Consider the following 21,885-nt stretch of genomic DNA (forward strand, 5'->3'; position numbering starts at 1 on the left):
CCCATGGTTCTTTCAACCATGGGCTATTCCTGTTTATATAGAGTATTCAGGATCAATCTTTGTTTAGTTTTGATTCATCTCTGCTACTTTTTTCTCAATATGTTCAACTACTTGTTTCATTCCTTTCTCCGGACTAAAATCTAATAGTTTAAGATCGTCCAAAACTACACCAGAATGTCCAGGAGGCATATAAAACAAGTCTCCTTCATTTAAAACAACCTCACCTTCCTCGTCATAAATCATTTTCAAAGAGCCTTTAATGATGTATCCCCAATGAGGAACTTGACATGAATTATTTTTCAAGCCTTCCAACAAAGGCCCCATGTCTGTACCTGCAGGCATTTCGTTTACTGCTACAGACATACCCCCCCAATCATCCAAGTGATTGATGACCCTGTTCTTTGGAAAATCAGAGATCGCAATATGTTTTTCAGAATTGGCTTTTTCTTTAAAGCCCATTGCAGCCAAAAATCCTAGAAGGAATACTGCCGACATGATAAAATAATTTTTCATAGCTCTAATGTTTAATTTGCTATGAAAATTCGCCTTGAATCTTGTGGCATACATATCAAATCTGTGGCATATCCTTATAAAATAGTTGCAAAATCAGCTTTCAACTTGAACAAGTTTTTGAAAATCCGGATCATCAAAAAGCGAGACTAAAAATATATCTCTTTCATAATCCCAATAATGCCTTAATTGTCCTTCTTCCTTGGCTATGGCTAATTGTGAAATCGCTTCTTTTTTAAAACCTGCCAAAGCTAAAATCCTGGCTTTATGATAGGCAATGTGGTAGGGGTATTCATGCCTTCTCCATTTTAATTCCGTTTGATCTCCAAATTGATTGAGGAGATTTTCAATTTGATTAAAAGAACCTCTTTTGGCTTTTACATAAGTCAAATAGATCTCCAATTCTAGCCTCAATTTTGGCTGAAGTTTTAGCCTATCATTTATCAAACTCTCGGCATTTTCCATATCTCCAGCTAAAAAGTAAGCATCGATCAAATCATAATCTCCAACTCCTTCATTTGGAATATCTTTTAGGAATTCAATCGCTTTATTCGCAAAATACTTCGACGAAGAATCATTGGATATTAATTGATATTCCATTGCTGCATGAACCAAATATGCTGTATAAAATGATTGATCACGATAGGTATTTAGCAAACTATCCACCGAGTCCCTCCCTTTTCCCATCGCTACATAGGTACTAATCCATAATTCGGGAATAGCTGAATTTTGTAAATCTTCCGGAATCGACATTAAATATTCAACACATTCATCAAACCTGTGGAGCATCAGGAGAGATTCTGCTTTATTCCTAGTTTTGAAATAATGCCAAATCAAACCCATTTCATTGACATTGGGATCCTGAACTTGGGCTAATACTTCCAAGGCTTTTTCGGGCATAAAAAGGGACTTGTATTTATGTCCTGCCATAATATTGAAATAATAATCCTGCTGATAATCATCCAATATGCCCAAGCAAACCTGCAAAGCTTCCTTATACCTTCTTTGAAACATATTTGATTGCTCAAGGTATAAGGCCTTTTCATAGTGGGTCATGGTGGGAATTTTTTCAACCCTTTCCATGATTGAGTCAACCTTTGAATAATCGACAAACCAGGACATAAAAATCTGGGCCATGACAAAATTGGGTTCCAGCGTAGTAGCTTTTCTGAAATAATTATAGGCTTTAGATGGATATAACCCATCTTTCATTTCAGCAAGTCCTTTTAAATATGCACTGTAGGCATTATAGCTCGGAGGTTTCAATTTCCCGATTTTTACATCTTCCAAATTGACAAGGAGTCCCAAGACATCCAGTCTTATTTCTTCAATTATGGACATCACGCTATCCTTATGCCCTTTATTGATTGGAAAATGATAGATTGATTCCTGCGTAATTCCATCAATCAAATTCACATCAAAATAGATTTCATTGTTGGACAGGTAATAATTCCCAGTGAGTAAGTTTCGCGCATCAACCAATTGTGAGAATGTAGGTCGATTTTCCTGATCATTGCTTAATACACCCAAACTAGGAAGGTATTCATCGACTGTAAAAGCTGGAACAGTTTTGATACCTTCCACATTATCCAGCTGAGTGGCAATCCAACTACTGGCAATTTCACCTATGGAATTCAGCTGAGGATTTCCTGTTTCGTTTTTGAAAGGAATTACTGCAATTCTGGAGTTCTGAGGTAATTGGAATTTTGATGAGTCTTCTTTTTGAAAAAAATAAATTCCAAATGGAACTATGATCAAGAGTGCTATCCAAATCAAACTTTGATAGTTTTTTTTAGGAGTTGAATCGATATCCCAAGGCAATAGGATGTCTTTTTTTAGTATTTCATGAATTTCCGGATGCAAATAAAATTCGTAGATATCTTTCCCTTTAGGGCTGAAGTTATCTTCCTTTTTTTTGATCTCACCTGGACTAATTCCAAAATCATCTTTGAAACACTTATTAAAGTATGAGGGGTTTTCAAAACCTACTTTATAACTAATCTCTGATCCGGTAAAATCTGTTTTTAGCAGATATTCATAGGCTTTGAGTAGTCTTATATATCTGATAAATCTACCCGTGGATAATGAAATGGATTTTTTTAGTTTCCGATGAGTTTGTTCTCTACTTAAGGATAAAGCTGAGGCCAATTCATTTCCATTAAAATCACTATCGTCCAAATTGGACAATACAATTTCAATTGCTGATTGAATAAAACTTGCACTTTGTAAATCCATAATAAAAAAGTATTGTACTGAATTTAAGGTTTTTAAAGTTGGATTGATGAATTTCAGACTGATTCCATTCCTAGGCATTTTTCGAAATGACCTTTTTGTTAAGAGTTCACCTTTCATTCCTACATCCTTGGTCCTATTCCAATCTTTCATGGTATTTTAATAGAGAACAAGATCAGGCCAAATAACCATGAAAAACTTTGCCTACATTTTTTTATTGATCCTTATCGCAGGATGCACCCATACTGAAAAGCAATCAAGTGTTTCTGAACAACAAACCGTATCAAACGAGCTTCCCCAATCCCCACATCATGTAAAATTGACTTGGGAAACCTCCCCAAGCACAAGTCAGGCAGTTTCTTGGAGAACTTCTGATGAAATCAAATCTGGAACAGTTGAATATGTAAAAGCAACAGCTTCTCCATTTTTTGAAGAAGATGTCCGACAAATATCAGCAGAGACAGACACCTTAACTTCAGACGACCGAACTTGGGCTTATCACCAGGCAAATATTACGGGATTAGAATCTGGAACCACCTATTCTTATCGAGTGGGAGGTGGAGATTTTTGGTCTGAATGGTCGGAATTCACCACCGCCAGCGGAACTGATGAACCTTTTAAGTTTATCTATTTCGGCGATGTGCAGCGATTTATCTATTCCAAAGGAAGTCGAATTCTTCGCCAAGCAATTTTAAATGTACCAGATGCTAAATTCATGGTTTTTGGTGGAGATCTGGTTCATAGAGGTGCTCAAAACATTGAAAATTACGGTGAGTTTTTTCCTGGGGGAGGCTGGATTTTCCAAAATATCCCAACTATCGCTACTCCAGGAAACCATGAACATGATAATGCTAAATCAGGGATTGATTTGTCTGATCTCTGGTTTCAAAATTTCAATTTTCCCAAAAATAGCCCTGAAGGTCACGAGGAAGAAACCTACTTTGTGGATTACAACAATGTCCGGATCATATCCCTCAATATGTGCCGCTATAGATATAAGGATGATCGAAAAGAAATCTACGATTGGACCAAGGAAAGGCTTGAGGAATTTGAGGGAGACTGGGTATTTATCACCTTCCACTATGCCATGGATGCCTTGGCTCGTAATCGAGATGCAGGAATTCGCTTTCCGGAATTCAAGGCTTTGTTTGAGCAATACCAGATTCCAATGGTTTTGACAGGACATGAACATCTGTATTCCAGAGGAAGAATGGATGCACCATTTCCGGTCTATGTAGTATCTGTTGCTGGACCCTATCAAAATGCCATCCGCTTTGCAGATTGGATAGAGAGAGCCGGAACCAATATGCAGCTCTTCCAAGAAATAGAAGTAAGTCCCGATACGCTCCATTATTTTAGCAAAACTGTCCTAGGGGATATTTATGATGAGTTCAAGATTGTCAAAGATGGAGCAGGAAAATTGACATTTATAGATGGAAAAAATCTTCCTGAAGAATCATTGGAACCTACACAAGATTTTGAAGATCGTTATGACCAAGATTTGGTGGAATCCTATGAAAAAGATAGGGAAGAGTATTTAAAGAGGAGGAGATAATTGTTATTCCAATTCCACCAACTCTATCTTTTTGCTAAAGCCCACTTTATCCAAAACAATCACTCCCTTATCAATCTGGTCAAAAACATACTTGATTTCAGAAATGTGGTAAGGATCAAATTCTGGATTTTTGGAATTCATCTTTTCCAGTTCGAAAACATACTTTTGAAAAACGATTTCTGAACTTCCATCTCCATCCAAAAAGTCCATTTTCATGGTATTGGTAACGATTTGACGCTGCAAAGCTGAAAACTTACTCAATAAAAAAGAAACCTGATTTCCGGCAGAATCAATCATTTGAATCCTTAGATCCAAAGGTTTTTCAGGCTCTTTTTCATCCTCATTCTCCATTTCTTCTTCTACTTCCTCATCATTTTCATTGGAATTTTCCGAATCCTCAAGCTCTTCATCGTCTTCGGACTCATTCTCATTTTCATTATTGTTGGAAATCCACTTTCCCCCAGTTTTGGGATTGGAGCTTTCTTTGGATTCTGCCATTTCAAAGACAAAAACAGAGGTAGAATCTAATTGGAGTTTTTCCAAATCTGGAAAAATGGAATAGGAAGCGATCAAAGAATCAGCTACTGCTTCATTCACTTTTTCTTCTTTCAAAGAATCAGCGATTTCGTAATTCCAGCCCAAGAAAACTGCACGAGTTCCTTTTTTACCATATTTTAAATCTATTTCTCCCTCTCTCCAAACTTTCAGATTTTCTCCTGAAATTTTCCCTCCGGAACCAGTTGAAGTCACATCAAGATCTGCATTGAAATCGGTAATATATTGAGTATTCGAATCTTCAAATTGGTTCAGATAAATCGTCTCTGGCAACCAATCTTTTCCAGTCCTTGCGTCCATGAATAGAGGCAAATACTCCTTTTTGTCATTTAGTGTAATATCCAGAAAAGCCGAAATATAGACTTTGGCTATTTCCTGTTGGCTTTCCGCATCCATTTGCTGCTCCAAATTGAGCAGCCCTTTCAAAGGATTTCCCGTATCATTATCGCCCCAGGAGGTATTGAACTGCCCGTGATTGGCTCCTTGGATATACAGGCCGGTTTTGAAATGATAGGCACTGTCTTCAAAGGTTACCCTCTCAAATTGCATGGAACCCATAAATGAAGTTACGTCCGCATCCTGAGAACCGTGAAAAACAAAGTAATCGATATCCTTCAATTTCGTTCGGGTATTTCCTGGTTGATACTGACCGTCCACCGGTGCGATGGATACGATGGATTGAATGTTGAAATGGTATCCCAAAGGAATGGTCGCATCATCAGGATAATAATCCAATTCATTGAGCATAGCTGCATGAGCGACTGCTTCACCACCTCGGGAGTGTCCCATCAAGGAAATACGATTCATATCGACTTTCCCAGCAAAAAGATGTTCATCCGCTCCATTCCACTTCTCCCAAACTTTCAGATGCTCCAGTAACAACCAGCCACGGGCGTCATTTTCTTTTTCCAAGCCTCCAAATAAGTCAGACCAGGATCCATTGATGAAATTCTCATCCACAGACACCAATATCATTCCCCGAGAGGCCAACAATTCACCTAGATAATCATATCCTGGATCCGAAAAATCTTGCATGGAGTGATTACCATGAACTACCAAAACTAAAGGAAAAGGCCCATCTCCTTCCGGAAACCAAACTCTCCCATTGATCGGAAGAGATTTGGAATCAAAGCCCCAATATTTCTCTCTCCACCAGCCACCGATACCTTCCCAATTATCCAAAAATGCGACCCCATTTACTGAATCCGTTTTGAAGGTTACTTCTTCTCCAAATTCCGGTCTATGCTTATCCTTTCCACTACCATAGGTCATTGTTAAGACTCCATAAGTTCCTGCTTTTGCAGGTGAATCTCCAGGAATTTGAGGAATAGCAACATTGGAATAAAGTGCGGCATTTTCGATGTTATCCATCGCTATTCCTTTCAATGAGTAGTAATAAATACTCATGCCCAATCCGGCAATAGCTAAAAGTGCACCTAGGATAAAAATCACCTTTTTTGGTGTGGTCAATGGCTTGAAACCTGTTTTCGAAAAAGTGAACCAAGTGGCTCCCAAAAAAGAACAAAGCAAAATGCTCCATCCGATTAATTTGATATTCCCAAAGTAGTTGATCAGAAAAAGGGGAAATGCCATCAACAATGCTATTCTATACCATTTGGGGATTTGATTTAGTTTTTTGATCAACCAAGAATTAATGAATGCCAAAAGCGTGGCAGCCGCAATCATTAAAAGACCTAAAACGAATATCCAAGGATCACGAATATTGAAAGCTGACAAAAGCGCATAAATCAGCATCAGACCAATACTTCCAATCAATAAGCCTACACCAGCCCCCTTGATGGCTGTCTGCCCTGGAGTAATTAGTTTCAATTTAGCTTGTACCCAGGCCCAAGCTTGTTTGAATTTCTTCTTGATCATTTTCGGTAGGTTGATGATAAATATCTAAAAATTAACAGGTTCTCTAATCTACCGAAATTTTGGGATAGAACATGTTTTTTGGCAAAAGCCCAAAAATAGGAATGGCTTCAAGCAAAAAAAACCCTCAGGAAACTATTCCCAAGGGTTTTAACTCTATCTATTTGATCAATCTGAAATTAAAATGGATACTTGCCTTGAGCAATCATATAATCGGCGATCTCTCTTCTCAATGCTTTGGTATTGATCAGATCCATTTTGGTAAATCGCTTCAATCCCATCAACATCACTTTTTGTTCGTCCCCTTTGGTAAAGGAAGCAATTGCTTCTTTGGCTGCAGAGCTGATTTTTTCAACTGCTTCAAACAAATAAACCTGTGCCATAGAAATCTGATGCTTGGTCGCCTCCTCACCTTTCAAACTTACCAGTTTCTCAGATCTCAAAATCGCAGATTCAGCTGCATAGATTTCAATCATGATATCAGCCAAATTCATCATGATTTCTTGCTCGTCTTCGATCCTATCTTGTAAAGCCATGGCAGCTTTACCCCCAACCATCAGGAATACTTTTTTCAATTTTTTCAATACTTCCTTCTCAGCTGCAAAAAGCTCAGAGGTATCGATTGTTTCAAAAGAAGGTACAGCCGTCAATTCATTGGAAACTGCCATCGCTGGTTCAAAAAGATTGATTTCTCCTTTCATGGCTCTTTTCAAAACCATTCCAACCATCAGCATGCGGTTGATTTCATTGGTTCCTTCATAAATTCTGGAAATCCTAGCATCCCGATAGGCTCTTTCCATTGGTGCCTCTGCAGAATAGCCCATTCCTCCATAGACTTGAACCCCTTCATCTACCACATAATCCAAAACTTCTGAACAATGAACTTTTGCCAGGGCTGCTTCAATGGCAAATTGCTCCAAGGCTTTCAATTTTGCCTCTGCATCAGACATTCCCTCTGCAGCAAGGCTGCTCATTTTATCTTCAATATCCTGACCAGCTCGATAGCAAAGGGATTCTGCAACATAAGATTGGATTGCCATTTCAGCTAGCTTATGTTTGATGGCTCCAAAAGTATTGATCGCCACTCCAAATTGCTTTCGCTCAGTAGAATATTTAATTGCATGAGATGTAACTGTTCTTACTCCTCCCAAAACTCCAGCTCCCAGTTTTACACGGCCAATATTTAAGATGTTAACCGCGATTTTGAATCCATTTCCACGATCAGAAAGCATGTTTTCAACCGGCACTTTACAATCATTGAAAAAGACTTGACGAGTTGAAGATCCTTTGATCCCCATCTTCTTTTCTTCTTCATTCATAGTGATACCACCAAAAGTCTTTTCGACAATAAATGCTGTCAGATTCTTATCATCTTCAATTTTAGCGAAGACGATAAATAGATCTGCAAAGCCTGCATTGGAAATCCACATCTTCTGTCCATTGATCAGATAGTGCTTCCCATCTTCAGTCAAAGACGCTTTGGTTTTACCGCTATTGGCATCCGATCCTGCATCTGGTTCAGTCAAGCAATAGCAAGCTGCCCATTCTCCAGTGGCTAATTTTGGAAGGTATTTTTGTTTTTGTTCCTCAGTACCGTAATAAAGAATTGGCAAGGTTCCAATACCAGTATGTGCACCATAAGTAGTCGAGAACGAGCCTGCAGCACCGATTATATCAGCGATCAACATGGATGTGTTAAAGCTCATTCCCATTCCTCCGTATTCTTCAGGAACTGAAATGCCCAAAAGACCTAATTCTCCTGCTTTTTTGAAAATGGAAGGGACCAAATCAGGATTTTTCATGCTGTCGATTTCTTCGATATTGGGAGTGATCTCCGTATCGATAAAATCCTGACAAGCTTGAGCCATCATTTTCTGTTCTTCGGTAAATTGTTCAGGAATAAAGATCTCTTGAGCATCTGTTTCCCTGATAAGGAATTCTCCTCCTTTTATAGTTTTGGATGTTATTGTTGACATGGTTTTTTGTTAAGACTTTAGACAATAGACTTTTCGGTTTAATTTCGAATGATGAATTCTAAATAATGAAGATTTATTTCAATAATTCGAAAACTCCAGCGACTCCCTGGCCACCCCCTACACAAGCGGTTACCATTCCATACTTTTCATTTCTTCTTCTCATTTCATTGAAAAGCTGAACAGAAAGCTTGGCTCCCGTACAACCAAGCGGGTGGCCCAATGCTACTGCTCCACCATTGACATTGACGATTTCCTCATCCATGTCCAAAGACTTGATAACTGCCAAAGCCTGTGCTGCAAATGCTTCATTCAATTCGATCAGACCGATATCACTTAAATTAAGCCCTGCTTGTTTCAATGCTTTTGGAACTGCTTCTTTTGGACCTATCCCCATGATTCTTGGATCAACTCCGGCTACTGAATAAGCCATCATCCGAGCAACTGGGTCCAAATTGAGTGACTTCATCAAGCGCTCAGACATCACCACCACGAAAGAAGCTCCATCTGAAGTTTGTGAAGAATTTCCAGCAGTAACCTGACCACCATTTTTAAATGCGGGTCTCAATCCTGCCAACACGTCCATCGTAGTCCCTGCTCGAGGTCCTTCATCCGTATCAACTACAAATTTTCGGGTTTTCTTTTTCCCCTTATCATCTACATAGGTTTCTTCAACTTCTACAGGGACTATTTCCTCTTTGAATTTTCCACTGGCAATTGCAGCCAAAGCCCTTTCGTGAGACCTCACTGAAAATGCATCGGATTGCTCTCTGGTGATATCATAATCTTTGGCCAGCTCCTCTGCAGTCAATCCCATACTTAGATAATAGGAAGGATGTTCCGTTGCAATTTTGTAGTTAAGCACGGTCTTGTATCCCATCATCGGAACCAAAGACATAGATTCAGTACCTCCGGCAATAATACAATCCGCCATTCCAGCTTTGATTTTTCCCACTGCTAAAGCGATGGCTTCTAAGCCAGATCCGCAATAGCGGTTGATAATGAAACCTGGGTTATCTATTCCTAAGGCCATGAGGGAAATCATTCTTCCCATTTGCATACCCTGTTCTGCTTCTGGTACGGCATTTCCAACGATCAAATCGTCTACCATACTTGCTTCCAAACCAGGCGTATTTGCAATCAGGTGGGTAATCACATCTGTTGCCAAATCATCAGGTCGATAAAATCGAAATCCTCCTTTTTTGGCTTTTCCAACAGCCGATCTATATCCATTTATTATATATGCGTCCATGTTATTTTGAGATTTGTAATTGAGTTATTGGATTTAAAGTGCTTCCTACTTAGAATCTAGTTTCTCAATGGTTTTCCTTTGAACAAAATGCTGTGAATTCGTTCCAAAGTTTTCTTTTCACCGGTAAGGCTCAAGAAAGCTTCTCTTTCCAAGTCCAATAAGTACTGTTCTGAAACCATTGTCGGTGAGGACAGATCACCACCAGACATCACCCAAGCCAATTTTCTGGCAATTTTTGCATCATGCTCAGAGATATAGGCACCATAACTCATTCCTGTAATTCCCGCATCAAACAATGCCAAGGATTGCTTACCCAAAACCTGAATATTGGTTTGCTGAATCGGTTGGGTATACCCTTCATTTGCCAATTCTAGAACCTTCTCTTTAGCTTCGGAAATCTGTCGCTTCTTGTTCATTGTGATTCCATCCTTTGCTTGGAGATAGCCCAGACCTTTAGCCTCCATCGCAGATGTAGAAACCTTCGCCATAGCGATATTCAAGAAAGACTCCTGAAGACGGTTTAATTCCACATCACCGGCAACCACCGAATTGGCAAATCTTCTAGTCATTTCTTTGGTACCACCACCAGCCGGAATCAAGCCAACTCCAACTTCCACCAATCCCATATAAAGTTCAGCGTGGGCTTGAATATGATCGGCATGAAGAGAAAGCTCACAACCGCCACCCAATGCCATATTGTGCGGTGCAACCACTACTGGAATGGAAGAATACCTTGCTCTCATCATGGTATTTTGGAATTGAGCGATCATCAGATTGATTTCATCAAAATCTTGATCACCGGCAAACATAAATAGCATGGCCAAATTGGCTCCAGCTGAGAAGTTTCCTCCTTCGTTTCCAATGACCAATCCTTTAAAGGATTTCTCTGCCATGGTAATAGCAGTATTAATTCCTTCGACGACTTCCTGACCCATCGTGTTCATTTTGGAATGGAATTCCAATCCGATCACATCATCTCCTAAATCATAAACTGAGGCTCCAGGATTTCCCCAAATTTTCTTGCCCGCCGCTTTCAGGGTATCCAGAATGATAAATTCTTCGATTCCCGGAATTTCTTTATAGGATTTAGAAGGAATATCGTAGTAAAGTCTTTTTCCTCCTTCTACTTTATAGAAAGTATCATTTCCATTGTCGAGCATTTCCTGAACCCAATCAGCTGGCTTCATCCCCATGGAATTCATTTCCATGATTGTTTCCCTCAAGCCTAAAATGTCCCAATTTTCGAATGGACCATATTCCCATCCAAATCCAGCACAAACAGCTTGATCGATTCTATACAATTCATCTGAGATTTCAGGAATTCTGAATGAGCAGTACCTGAAGAGATCATAAAAAGTGGTCTTATAAAACTCACCTGCCTTATCCTCAAAATTGACCAAGAATTTGATTCTTTTTTTCAAGTCCTCAATCTCTTTAGAAGCCTCTAAAGCTTTAAATTTTGGTTTTTCTACATCCTTATATTCGAATGTTTCAAAGTCAATCTCTTTCAGTTCTTTTCTACCATCCTTATGACGGATCATTTTGAAATAACCCTGTCCAGTTTTATCTCCAAACCATTTATTGTTGTAAAGTACCTCTACAATTTTTGGAAGCTTGAAAACATCTCGGGATTCATCATGTGGTAGAGCTTTGTAAAGGTTGTTGGCCACGTTTACCGTAGTATCCAATCCAACCACATCCATGGTTCGGAAAGTCGCTGACTTCGCGCGACCAATCACAGTTCCAGTCAGTTTGTCCACTTCAGAAACGCCCATTCCCATTTTTTCAATGGTATGCATCGCTGAAATAATGGCATAAACCCCAATTCTATTGGCAATGAATGCAGGTGTATCTTTACAGAGAACAGTTTCTTTACCTAGATACAAATCGCCATACTTCATCAAGAAATCGATGATTTCAGGTTTTGTCTTTGGACCAGGAATAATTTCCAAGAGTCTCAAATATCTCGGTGGATTGAAAAAGTGGGTTCCGGCAAAGTTTTCCTGAAAATCTTCACTTCTACCTTCACACATCATGTGCATAGGAATCCCAGAAGTATTGGATGTGATTAAAGTACCCGGTTTTCTATATTTTTCAACCTTTTCATACAATTGCTGCTTGATATCCAATCTCTCAACGATCACCTCTATGATCCAATCATAATCTTTGATTTTAGGAAGATCATCGTCAAAATTTCCGGTTGTTATTCTGGAAGCCAACCCAATCTCATAGATGGGAGAAGGCTTAGATTTTAAAGTACTTTGAAGAGAACTATTTACAATTCTATTTCTCACAAGAGGACTTTCTTTCGTCAGCCCTTTTTTCTGTTCCTCCTCAGAAAGTTCAAAAGGCACAATGTCCAGTAAAAGCACCTGCACACCAATATTGGCAAAATGGCAGGCAATTCTGGATCCCATTACTCCTGAGCCTAGGACGGCTACTTTTTTAATGGTTTTGTTCATTTTTTTGGGTTTTTGGTAGTCTCTGATTTATTCAATCAGGTTTAAAGTTCATAAATGGGTTTATTCACATCATTGCCACTTACCTGGTCAATGACCATTTGCAATTTTTCAAATACTGAGAAAAATGTTTCCAAATCAGATGCAGGAATCACCTCTCTGACTTGCTCATTGAAATCCATAATAGTTCTTACGGAGATTTCTTTTTTCTTTTTACCTTCTTCGGTTAAGAATATCCTAACGGATCTCTTATCCACCAGATCTGGCTTTTTGTAAATAAGTCCCTTCTCCTCCATGGTTTTGAGCATTCGAGTCAAACTACGAGTCTCCAAACCAATCATGGGGGCAATTTTTGTAGCTGGCGTTCCTTCCTTGGAGTTGATGTTGATCAATACAAATCCGATGGCTGTGGTAAAGCCTTCTTCAGCTGCTTGTTGATTGTACATCCTTGATATGGCATGCCAGGCACTTTTAATATGGTAATCGACAGTTTCTTCTCTCTTCATAGGTAATCCCTTCAATTGAGCTCACCTAATTTAAAAAAATTATGTATGCATGCATACTAATTAAAGTTAAAAGTGATGCATGCATCACAAATTTTCCTTGGAAAAAACGAAGAATATGAAATTAACTTCCAAAAAATATTACAATCAGGAATCTAAATAAAATTTTATTTAAATATTTACCATTTTTCGGAATTTAATTCTGAATAATTGGAACATGAAGAAATGATTACTTTTTGATATGAATCAAACTAGTCTTAATTCTCATAAATAGCCTCAATTTCTTGAGCATACTTTTGATGGATTACCTTTCTTTTTAATTTCATGGTAGGTGTCAATTCACCTGAATCAATTCCCCAAGCGCTTGGTAAAAGTTTAAACCGCTTGATTTGCTCCCACTTTCCAAAGTATTTATTCAATTGATCGATTTCAGATTGGAATTTCTCAATAATATCATCCCTTAGAATCATTTCCTCATCGGTAGTGTAAGGGATTCCCTTTCGTCCGCAATATTCCCGGAGAGCTTCAAAATTTGGAACAATTAGCGCAGAAGGATAATTTTTACCTTCACCGATTACCATGACCTGTTCAATCAGTACAGACTCTTTAAATTTATTCTCCATGACTTGAGGTGCAATGTATTTTCCCCCCGATGTCTTGAACATCTCTTTTTTCCGATCGGTAATCCTTAGGTAATCTCCATCTAGCTCACCTATGTCTCCAGTATGAAACCAACCATCTTTCAAAACATCAGCGGTCAAATCTGGCTGTTTATAGTATCCCATCATCACATTCGGACCTTTTACCAAAATTTCTCCATCCTGAGCGATTTTAACTATTACATCATCCATCAATCTTCCTACCCAACCAATTCGTATTCCTTCATGATTTGGTACCGATGCAGTGATTACCGGTGAAGTTTCTGTAAGACCATAACCTTCGCAAACCTTAATTTGTGCAGCCCAAAAGATTCTGGCCAATCTTGGTTGAAGAGCAGAAGCTCCAGAAGTAATCTGAACGATATTTCCACCCAATGCTTCTCTCCATTTTGAGAAAATCAGTTTGTTGGCGAGTTTGAGCTGAAAATCATACCAAGCACCCATTTCTTGATTGGGTTCGTATTTCATCCCAAGGTTCAAAGCCCAAAAGAATAGCTGCTTTTTAATACCTTTTAGCCCATATCCCTTAGCAACTACCTTATCATATATTTTTTCAAGAAGACGCGGTACGCAATTGAACATTTGAGGTTGAATCTCACGGATATTATCTCCGATCATTTCTAGACTCTCAGCATAATAGATTGAAAATCCCTTTTGCATAAAACAAAATGCTCCGGTCCTCTCATAAATATGACAAAGGGGAAGAAAACTCAAGGCTTTAGAAACACCTTCTTCTGGAACAAAATACTTAGATACAGCTTTTACATTGGAAAGAACATTTCTATGGGAAAGCATGACGCCTTTAGGTCTGCCTGTTGTTCCAGATGTGTAAATGATAGTAAAAAGATCTTCTTCTTTGACATTATCCTTTAGAGATTCCAAAACTGAAATATCTCCTGATTCTCCTAGAGTACTTACTGAAGTCCAATGCTCAACTTCATCAAGTTGATTAAAGGAATATATTTTTCTTTCGCCAGCTACCTCAGCAGCTTTTTCATAGATGGTTTGATCTCCTACAAAAATCATCTCAACCTCAGCATGATCAAAAATATAGGCATAATCATCGCTTGAAATCGTTGGATACATCGGGACTGATATAGCTCCAATCTGTTGGACTGCTAAATCAACAAAATTCCATTCTGGTCTATTTTCAGAAATTATCGCAACCTTCTTTCCAGGAGAAATTCCTAAAGAGATCAGACCCAAACTTAAATTGTCTACAATCTCTTTGACCTTTCTAGATGAATAAGTAATCCATTCTCCATTTTCTTTATTAGCGAGTGAAATTTCTTTATCAAAAGTTGCGATCTGATAAGGAATCAAATCAAAGAGTCTTGTTAAGTTCATTTTGGGTTTCGGTGGGCTTCCATCTAATATAACCAAAATCTTCTTGCCTAAACAGTCTTATCCACAGTATCCACTCGCTTATAATCCTATTAGATTAATTTTTAAAAAGTTTCTTATTAAGGTTATTAAGGCTGTGGAAATGTGGGTAAGTAGGTTTTTTATTTTTCTTAACGGATGTACTGTATTTATACATGGCTTATCTACTACTTATCCCCAGCTTATCCACTTCTATTATTTTGAAATTTAAATACTTATGGTTTTTGATACTTTTTTGTGGATTTCTGTCCTTTTTTTATCCGTGGTTAAATCTCCTGTGGAAATCTTGATTTTGTAATGTTGAAAATTCTTGGTTTATCCCCGAAATGTTTTTGTTCTCGTCTGTTAATGAACTCCACTGTGTATAAATGTGAATTGGCCACTAGTTTCGGTTCTTTTATCAACAGGTTTATTCAGGGTTTTCCACAGGTTTATTTGATTCCAATCCAGTGGTTTTTGAAGGGGTAATATCCAATCCTTCATTGGTCCATCCTCCTCTTATGACTATACTTTTGCTATTGGTTTCCGGAGCCAAATAGTAATAAACTTTTTCTGCCTGCCTGTTTTCAAAGAAATTTCCTGGATCCCATCTTCTGTTGGAATTTTTATCTTCAATAACTCTTATTTGATAGGATCCTGCTTCTACTTTATCAAATTGATAGGTATTTCCTTCTTCTATAAATAGTTCTCGATATAGGTTTCCTTTAGAATCTAAAAGCTGTACTATAAAAGGACCTGTTGCATCCGAAATGGTCCCCTGAATTAGATCAGCCAATGTCTCTGGCCTTATCTTTTTATAATTGGCCGTGATAGCTTTTTCGTTGTATTGACCCTGAATATCCTTAAAAGTCGAATCTGCAGCTGTAAGGACAAATGATTCTATTTTGGTGCTGTCTGTTAACGGAATCTTGAATTCAAGGATATTCCTCATTAAAGAATCTTTTAAAAAGAACATGTCCTCTTTAATAGCGATTCTGGTAGTTGAATCAATGGGAATGAATAATGAATCCGTATTGATCTCAATAATTGGTCTGCTAAAAGTAAATGTGGCTCTTAAAGTGTCGATGAAATTCTTTCCAGCATTGGTTGATGTAGTTAGCTCATCTGGTTTTCTGTTATTCTCTGGAAATTTTGCCCATATCAGCGTGTCTACTTTGTTACCAACAGAATCTATCAAATTGATTTTGTAAGAAAGACTGTCCTCCCTTACTTTATCTGAGAATAATTTGATTCGTTTATCTTCTTTGGTATAAAAAATAGATTGACCCAATTCTTCATTCTCCAGTTTGATTTCAATTGGATTTTTATTGAGTATGAAATCATAGCTTCCATTTGAATAAGATGATCTTAATAGCCTTAAAGGAGTTAAATCAGATAATGATAAATTGAAGTTTAAGCCTGAAATGTTTTCATTGATATCTAAAGTATCTAAGATGAAATCATTCTGTTCTGATTTGTATTCAGCTTTTAAACTGTTGTTTTCATCATTCCAAGCGTAAGCTCTATATCTTCCATTTTTGATGTTTGTGATCTTATAATTTCCTGCTGTATCTACTTGTGATATGTAATAAGGTGAAGCAGTAAATAAGTCTGTGGTGTCATTCTCTGGATAGAGACCAACAATTACATTTTTATATTCAGTTCTTCTTTCTGGGAAGTAATAATTGATAGAACCTGTAACTTCTAAACTATCTATGGTTGGACCTGTAGAGAAAACGAGCTTTAGATTTTCTGCTGGATTTCCCTCAGAAAAGTCTTGGACTGATTTCTGGAAGTTGAATACATAGGTTGTGTTTTCTTCCAGATCCTGATTTAATTTAATGTTGAGTGTATTCTTTAAAGCAGTTGTAACAATCTCATCTTTATTCAATCTTGGTGTGATGATGATATTTTTACTTGGATTGTCCAGCTTGATATATTCATCAAAAATCAGATTGATCTCTTCAGGTTTCGTATTGAGACTTTGATCTACTGGATCTGCTTCCAAAAGTTGCGGGGGATCTTCATCCCTTGGACCGCCTTGTGGAGCACTTTGCTTTGCACAATTAGAAAGGGTTAAGAGAAGAGATAGGAAGAATATGGACTGAAAAGATTTCACTTCTTTCTTAAGATGTAAAGGTTACTTGAATAATTGCCACTTTTAGATGCGGCTCTGTTTGACTTGAATCCTGCTATCACGGATTTTGAATAATTCGATATAACGGATGCTTCTGGATTTTGATACTTTTCTGAAAGTAGTGAAACATAGTAACTGTCGAATACCATAGGTTTCTTATCAATTATCTCTAGATCATACTTTTCAGCTAGGAATTCTATAGAAGAATCATTGAAATGGTAGAGGTGTCTTGGTACATCCCAACCTGCCCAATATTTACCATATTTTTCAGCATCCTTACTTTCATGATTTGGTACGGCTATAATGATATAACCATCTGATAATAAGGAGTTTATAATTGATTTTAGTCCTTTTTTTAGCTCATGAATATGTTCTAATACATGGAAAAGAGTAATAACTCCAAACTTCTCTTTTGAATCTAATTTTTCTAGGCTTTTCAGGACTTTTATACCTAGTTTTTCTGATGCTTGTTGTCTTGCTTTTTTATTTGGCTCCAGTCCTTTTACTGACCAGCCTTTGTCTTGGACATACTTAAGGAAGTCTCCTGTTCCGCATCCGATATCCAATATTGATTTCTCTGTATTTAGAGATTCTACCAGTTTATATTTCTTACTAATGGCAAGATTCCTAACCTGTCCATAGATTACAGATGTTAATGATTTCCCTTCATTATTGTGGGAGTAATATTCCGGAAAATCATAATAAGGTTGGACGGCTGTTTCTGTTGGACGTGGATTGGTGAATACCAATTGGCACTTGGTACACTTACATAAAATAAATGATTCCTTACTTACGGCAAAATCTGTTATTTCCGTATGATTAAGAAAAAGCCCACTCTTGCAAAGTGGGCATTTAGTAAGTCTTTCTATCTTTTTATTTTCCAAGGTATACTGTAAGTATAGATAGGTCAGCTGGTGATACACCGCTTATTCTTGATGCTTGACCTAGTGTTTCGGGTCTAATTTTATTCAATTTCTGCTTTCCTTCGGCAGATAGTGCTGGTATAGCTAAATAGTCGAATTTAATTGGAATTCGATAGTTTTCCATGTTTGAAAGCTTTTCAACCATTTGCTGTTCTTTCTCTATATAGCTATCGTATTTGATTTGGATCTCAGCTTGCTCCAATATTTCTTTTGAATACTTATTGAGATAAATTTCTAAATCCTTATCCAAAGTCTTCAAATCATTAATTCCTACTTGAGGTCTTTTCAATAATTTTTCAACACTGATTTTCTCTTTGATTTCTGCAGTATTGATTGCATTCAAAGCTTCATTTACTTCGTCTGGAACAACTTTCTTTTGTTTCAAATCATTGATCAATTTGGCCGTTTCATCTCTTTTGGAATGCATTTTTTCCAATCTCTCCTCACTTGCCAAACCAATTTGATAACCAATATCAGTCAATCTTAAATCAGCGTTATCCTGTCTTAAGAGCAATCTAAACTCAGCCCTTGATGTAAACATTCGATAGGGTTCTTCTGTACCTTTATTGATTAAGTCATCAATCAATACTCCGATATATGCATCAGATCTTTTCAGGATTAATGGATCTTTTTCTTGGGTTTTTAAGGATGCATTGATACCTGCCACTAATCCTTGAGAAGCTGCTTCCTCATATCCTGTGGTGCCATTGATCTGTCCAGCAAAATATAGATTCTCTACTAATTGAGTTTCTAATGTCAATTTCAATTGGGTAGGTGGGAAAAAATCATACTCAATAGCATATCCAGGTCTGAACATCTTTGCATTCTCAAAACCTGCTATTTTTCGCATTGCTTTATATTGAACATCTTCTGGTAGAGATGTTGAGAAACCATTTACATAGATTTCTACTGTATCCCAACCTTCTGGTTCTACAAAGATTTGATGTCTTTCTCGTTCAGCGAATCGATTGATTTTATCTTCAATAGATGGACAATATCTTGGTCCTAAACCTTGAATTCGGCCATTAAACATAGGAGATCTATCAAAACCAGTCTCCAGTGTTTCATGAACTTCTTTATTGGTATAAGTAATCCAACAGCTTCTTTGATCTTTTAAAGGTGTTGTTGAGTCAGAATAGCTGAATTTTTCTGGATTTTCATCACCATATTGGATTTCCATTTTGGAGTAGTCTAAGCTTCTGCCATCTACCCTAGGAGGTGTACCAGTCTTCATTCTACCGGACTCAAAGCCTAGGGATACCAATTGTTCAGTAATTCCTTTAGCGGCTGACTCTCCTGTTCTTCCTCCTCCAAATTGTTTCTCTCCTATATGGATGATTCCGTTTAGGAATGTTCCATTGGTAAGGACTACAGAATTTGCTTCTATTTCGATTCCTATTCCCGTTCTAACTCCAGTAACCCTACCATCCTTTACTGTGATTCCTGTGACCATTTCTTGCCAGAAATCTACATTTGGTGTCGCTTCAAGTGCCAATCTCCATTCTTCGGCGAATCTCATTCTATCGTTCTGAGATCTTGGAGACCACATTGCTGGTCCTTTTGATCGATTGAGCATACGGAACTGTATCATGGATTTATCAGAGATAATCCCAGACATTCCTCCTAGAGCATCAATTTCTCTTACTATTTGACCTTTTGCCACTCCACCCATTGCTGGATTACATGACATTTGGGCAATAGTATTCATGTTCATAGTACATAATAATACACTTGAACCCATCTTTGCTGCAGCATGTGCAGCTTCACAGCCTGCATGTCCTGCGCCTACAACTATGACATCATATTTTGGAAACATGATCTTATGTTTTACTGTTCCACGTGAAACACTTCACTTTTCACGAACCTGTTATTGTAAGGTGTTCCACGTGGAACGTTTAATATTTCTTATATAAGTTGATAGCAAATTCCTCTTTGCTTCTCATTAATTTTGCTTCAGTTTTTTTCTTGTCCTTGTATCCTATCAGGTGATATAATCCATGACTGATTACTCTACTGAGTTCGTCTTCGATTGATACTTCGTGTTTAGAAGCGTTGTCTTTTACTCTTTCTATACTAATGAAAATATCACCCTCAATCTCATCTTCTATTTCTGAATTGTCGAAAGTGATAATATCTGTATAGGTATCGTGATTTAAATATTCTACATTGATTTCATAGAGATATTCATCCGTGCAGAAAATGTAATTCAATTCGTTAATTGAATAATTCTCACCTTCTGCGATTTCTTTTAACCACCTCTTTCGATTAAGTTTTTGTTTCAATTGAAAGGGAGTTTCCTCTGAAAAGAAATGAATAGCCATCTTAATCCATGTAAAAGGATAGAACTGTTCTTTTTCCACCTTCTTCGAATTTGACTTCGTCTGTAAGGTTTTTGATCAAAAAGATTCCTCTACCTCCTGGTTTTTCGATGTTTTCTGGAGCAGTTGGATCTGGTAAAGTTTCTATTTCAAAACCCTTTCCTTCATCTTCTATGATAAATTGAAGTTGATCTTCTTCGGCTTTCAATTCCAAATGAACCAATTTTTGCTTATTTCCTTGATTACCGTGAATGATTGCATTACTGATGCATTCAGTCACAGAAATCATAATATTCCCATAGATATCGTCATTGATCTCGAATTTTTCTCGGGCATTATCAATAAAACTCTCTATGATTTTAATGTTCTCAATTAGAGATGGTATTGAAATTTTTATTGAATTCATTCTTTTTATATGCTATGGGTAATATTTTTTTGTATTTAATCTTCAATTTCCATTACAATTGGGCAATGATCCGAATGGACTACATTTGGCAAAATTACGGCACTTTTCAATTTGTTTTGCAAAGGTTCGGTTGCCATATGGTAATCAATTCGCCAACCCAAATTCTTGGCCCTCGCTCCAGCTCTATAACTCCACCAGGAATAATTGTGTGGTTCTTTATTGAAATGTCTGAAAGTGTCTATAAAACCAGATTCGGTGAACTTGTCCATCCAAGCTCTCTCATCAGGTAAAAAACCAGATGAATTTTTATTTGAAACTGGATTATGAATATCTATGGCCTTGTGACAGATATTGTAGTCTCCACTTAAGATCAAATTTGGATGTTCCCTTCTCAAGTCTTGCATGTAACCATAAATATCATCTAGGAATTCATATTTGAAGTCCTGTCTGATATCTCCTGTAGTTCCAGAAGGAAAATAGGCTGATAGAAATGAAAAGTTATCAAACTCCGCTTGGATCAATCTTCCCTCATCATCATACTTCCCTAAATCCATTCCTATTTTGACAGATTTAGGTTTGATTTTAGTGAAAATGGCAACTCCAGAATATCCTTTTTTGACAGCTGGAAACCAATATAATTCATAGCCCAAGTCTGTAAAAACACTAGGGTCTATTTGAGAAATATCTGCTTTAAGTTCCTGAATACCAATGATATCTGGGTTTTCTTGCTTTAGCCATTCTACAAAACCTTTTTTCATGGCTGCCCTAATTCCATTGACATTATAAGATATAATCTTCATGCTTTATTTAATCTCTATTTGGTATTCCTTCTCAAAATATTCAAGAATTTGAATCTTTAGGAGCTTTTCCTGATCTAAAAGATCAAAATGCGGTAATTCTTTCATTAGTTTCCAATGTGGCCATCCTTCCTGATCCACAAAATCCAATTCATAGTAGCCTGCATAACTCAATACTTTGCAGACTGCAATATGCATCAGATCTTGCTTCTGTTCTTTTGAAAAAACCTTGGTTCCCTGACCCAACTCTTGTACTCCAATAAGAAAGAGTACGCCATTTAAGTCTTTGGGTTTTTTCCCAATGCTTTCTTCCAGTCCAGTTAATAATTTGGACCACTTTTTTTCTAAATCAAGATCTCTTTTAAACAC

Annotated in this window: 16 protein-coding genes; 1 reads left to right on the forward strand and 15 read right to left on the reverse strand. The window is 37.4% G+C overall.

Going from position 1 to position 21,885, the window contains the following annotated elements; translation table 11 throughout:
* Positions 1-63: 63 nt before the first annotated feature.
* Both O0V13_RS02160 and O0V13_RS02165 read right to left on the reverse strand, forming a co-directional pair.
* On the reverse strand, positions 64-513 hold the full coding sequence (locus O0V13_RS02160; protein ID WP_268033349.1) for a hypothetical protein: 450 nt from the start codon (positions 511-513) through the stop codon (positions 64-66).
* Positions 514-606: 93 nt separating this feature from the next.
* Complete coding sequence (locus tag O0V13_RS02165) at positions 607-2,895, reverse strand: helix-turn-helix domain-containing protein (RefSeq protein ID WP_268033350.1); 2,289 nt, start codon at positions 2,893-2,895, stop codon at positions 607-609.
* A 37-nt stretch (positions 2,896-2,932) separates the two neighbouring features.
* Between O0V13_RS02165 and O0V13_RS02170 the strand changes: the two genes are divergently transcribed.
* A complete protein-coding gene (locus O0V13_RS02170) occupies positions 2,933-4,297 on the forward strand; it encodes a purple acid phosphatase family protein (protein ID WP_268033351.1) in 1,365 nt (454 codons plus the stop codon).
* A 3-nt stretch (positions 4,298-4,300) separates the two neighbouring features.
* Here the strand turns inward: O0V13_RS02170 and O0V13_RS02175 are convergent, their stop codons facing one another.
* From O0V13_RS02175 to O0V13_RS02235, 13 genes are all read right to left on the reverse strand, one after another.
* A complete protein-coding gene (locus tag O0V13_RS02175) occupies positions 4,301-6,730 on the reverse strand; it encodes a poly(ethylene terephthalate) hydrolase family protein (RefSeq protein ID WP_268033352.1) in 2,430 nt (809 codons plus the stop codon).
* Positions 6,731-6,906: 176 nt separating this feature from the next.
* Positions 6,907-8,703, reverse strand: a complete 1,797-nt coding sequence (locus O0V13_RS02180; RefSeq protein ID WP_268033353.1) for an acyl-CoA dehydrogenase family protein — start codon at positions 8,701-8,703, stop codon at positions 6,907-6,909.
* Between the two features lie 73 nt (positions 8,704-8,776).
* Entirely contained in the window at positions 8,777-9,952 is a 1,176-nt protein-coding gene (locus O0V13_RS02185) for a thiolase family protein (protein ID WP_268033354.1), read from the reverse strand.
* Between the two features lie 56 nt (positions 9,953-10,008).
* A complete protein-coding gene (locus tag O0V13_RS02190; RefSeq protein ID WP_268033355.1) occupies positions 10,009-12,414 on the reverse strand; it encodes a 3-hydroxyacyl-CoA dehydrogenase/enoyl-CoA hydratase family protein in 2,406 nt (801 codons plus the stop codon).
* A 41-nt stretch (positions 12,415-12,455) separates the two neighbouring features.
* Entirely contained in the window at positions 12,456-12,917 is a 462-nt protein-coding gene (locus O0V13_RS02195) for a MarR family winged helix-turn-helix transcriptional regulator (protein WP_268033356.1), read from the reverse strand.
* A gap of 254 nt (positions 12,918-13,171) precedes the next feature.
* The gene (locus tag O0V13_RS02200) at positions 13,172-14,920 is read right to left on the reverse strand and encodes an AMP-dependent synthetase/ligase (protein WP_268033357.1); all 1,749 of its coding nucleotides are present in this window, start codon (positions 14,918-14,920) and stop codon (positions 13,172-13,174) included.
* A 445-nt stretch (positions 14,921-15,365) separates the two neighbouring features.
* Entirely contained in the window at positions 15,366-17,054 is a 1,689-nt protein-coding gene (locus O0V13_RS02205; RefSeq protein WP_268033358.1) for an Ig-like domain-containing domain, read from the reverse strand.
* Positions 17,051-17,956: a methyltransferase domain-containing protein gene (locus tag O0V13_RS02210; RefSeq protein ID WP_268033359.1), complete on the reverse strand. Its 906-nt coding sequence runs from the start codon at positions 17,954-17,956 to the stop codon at positions 17,051-17,053. Before O0V13_RS02210 ends, O0V13_RS02205 begins: the two co-directional genes overlap by 4 nt.
* Positions 17,946-19,811 carry a tRNA uridine-5-carboxymethylaminomethyl(34) synthesis enzyme MnmG gene (gene mnmG, locus O0V13_RS02215; protein ID WP_268033360.1) on the reverse strand — a complete coding sequence of 622 codons (1,866 nt, stop codon included), beginning with the start codon at positions 19,809-19,811 and terminating at the stop codon, positions 17,946-17,948. Before mnmG ends, O0V13_RS02210 begins: the two co-directional genes overlap by 11 nt.
* A gap of 79 nt (positions 19,812-19,890) precedes the next feature.
* Positions 19,891-20,316: an rRNA maturation RNase YbeY gene (gene ybeY, locus O0V13_RS02220; protein ID WP_268033586.1), complete on the reverse strand. Its 426-nt coding sequence runs from the start codon at positions 20,314-20,316 to the stop codon at positions 19,891-19,893.
* 1 nt (position 20,317) lies between these two features.
* The gene (locus O0V13_RS02225) at positions 20,318-20,719 is read right to left on the reverse strand and encodes an ATP-binding protein (protein ID WP_268033361.1); all 402 of its coding nucleotides are present in this window, start codon (positions 20,717-20,719) and stop codon (positions 20,318-20,320) included.
* Positions 20,720-20,754: 35 nt separating this feature from the next.
* Positions 20,755-21,519 (reverse strand): exodeoxyribonuclease III, encoded by a 765-nt coding sequence (locus O0V13_RS02230; protein WP_268033362.1) that lies wholly within the window; start codon positions 21,517-21,519, stop codon positions 20,755-20,757.
* Between the two features lie 3 nt (positions 21,520-21,522).
* Entirely contained in the window at positions 21,523-21,885 is a 363-nt protein-coding gene (locus O0V13_RS02235; RefSeq protein WP_073571475.1) for a hypothetical protein, read from the reverse strand.

The sequence above is a fragment of the Algoriphagus sp. PAP.12 genome, from assembly GCF_026652115.1.
Taxonomy (GTDB): Bacteria; Bacteroidota; Bacteroidia; order Cytophagales; family Cyclobacteriaceae; genus Algoriphagus.

Bases quoted from the DNA above. Each gene is read 5' to 3' on its own strand.
- O0V13_RS02160 (WP_268033349.1), bottom strand. From the start codon at position 513: ATGAAAAATTATTTTATCATGTCGGCAGTATTCCTTCTAGGATTTTTG.
- O0V13_RS02165 (WP_268033350.1), bottom strand. From the start codon at position 2,895: ATGAAAGATTGGAATAGGACCAAGGATGTAGGAATGAAAGGTGAACTC.
- O0V13_RS02170 (WP_268033351.1), top strand. From the start codon at position 2,933: ATGAAAAACTTTGCCTACATTTTTTTATTGATCCTTATCGCAGGATGC.
- O0V13_RS02175 (WP_268033352.1), bottom strand. From the start codon at position 6,730: ATGATCAAGAAGAAATTCAAACAAGCTTGGGCCTGGGTACAAGCTAAA.
- O0V13_RS02180 (WP_268033353.1), bottom strand. From the start codon at position 8,703: ATGTCAACAATAACATCCAAAACTATAAAAGGAGGAGAATTCCTTATC.
- O0V13_RS02185 (WP_268033354.1), bottom strand. From the start codon at position 9,952: ATGGACGCATATATAATAAATGGATATAGATCGGCTGTTGGAAAAGCC.
- O0V13_RS02190 (WP_268033355.1), bottom strand. From the start codon at position 12,414: ATGAACAAAACCATTAAAAAAGTAGCCGTCCTAGGCTCAGGAGTAATG.
- O0V13_RS02195 (WP_268033356.1), bottom strand. From the start codon at position 12,917: ATGAAGAGAGAAGAAACTGTCGATTACCATATTAAAAGTGCCTGGCAT.
- O0V13_RS02200 (WP_268033357.1), bottom strand. From the start codon at position 14,920: ATGAACTTAACAAGACTCTTTGATTTGATTCCTTATCAGATCGCAACT.
- mnmG (WP_268033360.1), bottom strand. From the start codon at position 19,811: ATGTTTCCAAAATATGATGTCATAGTTGTAGGCGCAGGACATGCAGGC.
- ybeY (WP_268033586.1), bottom strand. From the start codon at position 20,316: ATGGCTATTCATTTCTTTTCAGAGGAAACTCCCTTTCAATTGAAACAA.
- O0V13_RS02225 (WP_268033361.1), bottom strand. From the start codon at position 20,719: ATGAATTCAATAAAAATTTCAATACCATCTCTAATTGAGAACATTAAA.
- O0V13_RS02230 (WP_268033362.1), bottom strand. From the start codon at position 21,519: ATGAAGATTATATCTTATAATGTCAATGGAATTAGGGCAGCCATGAAA.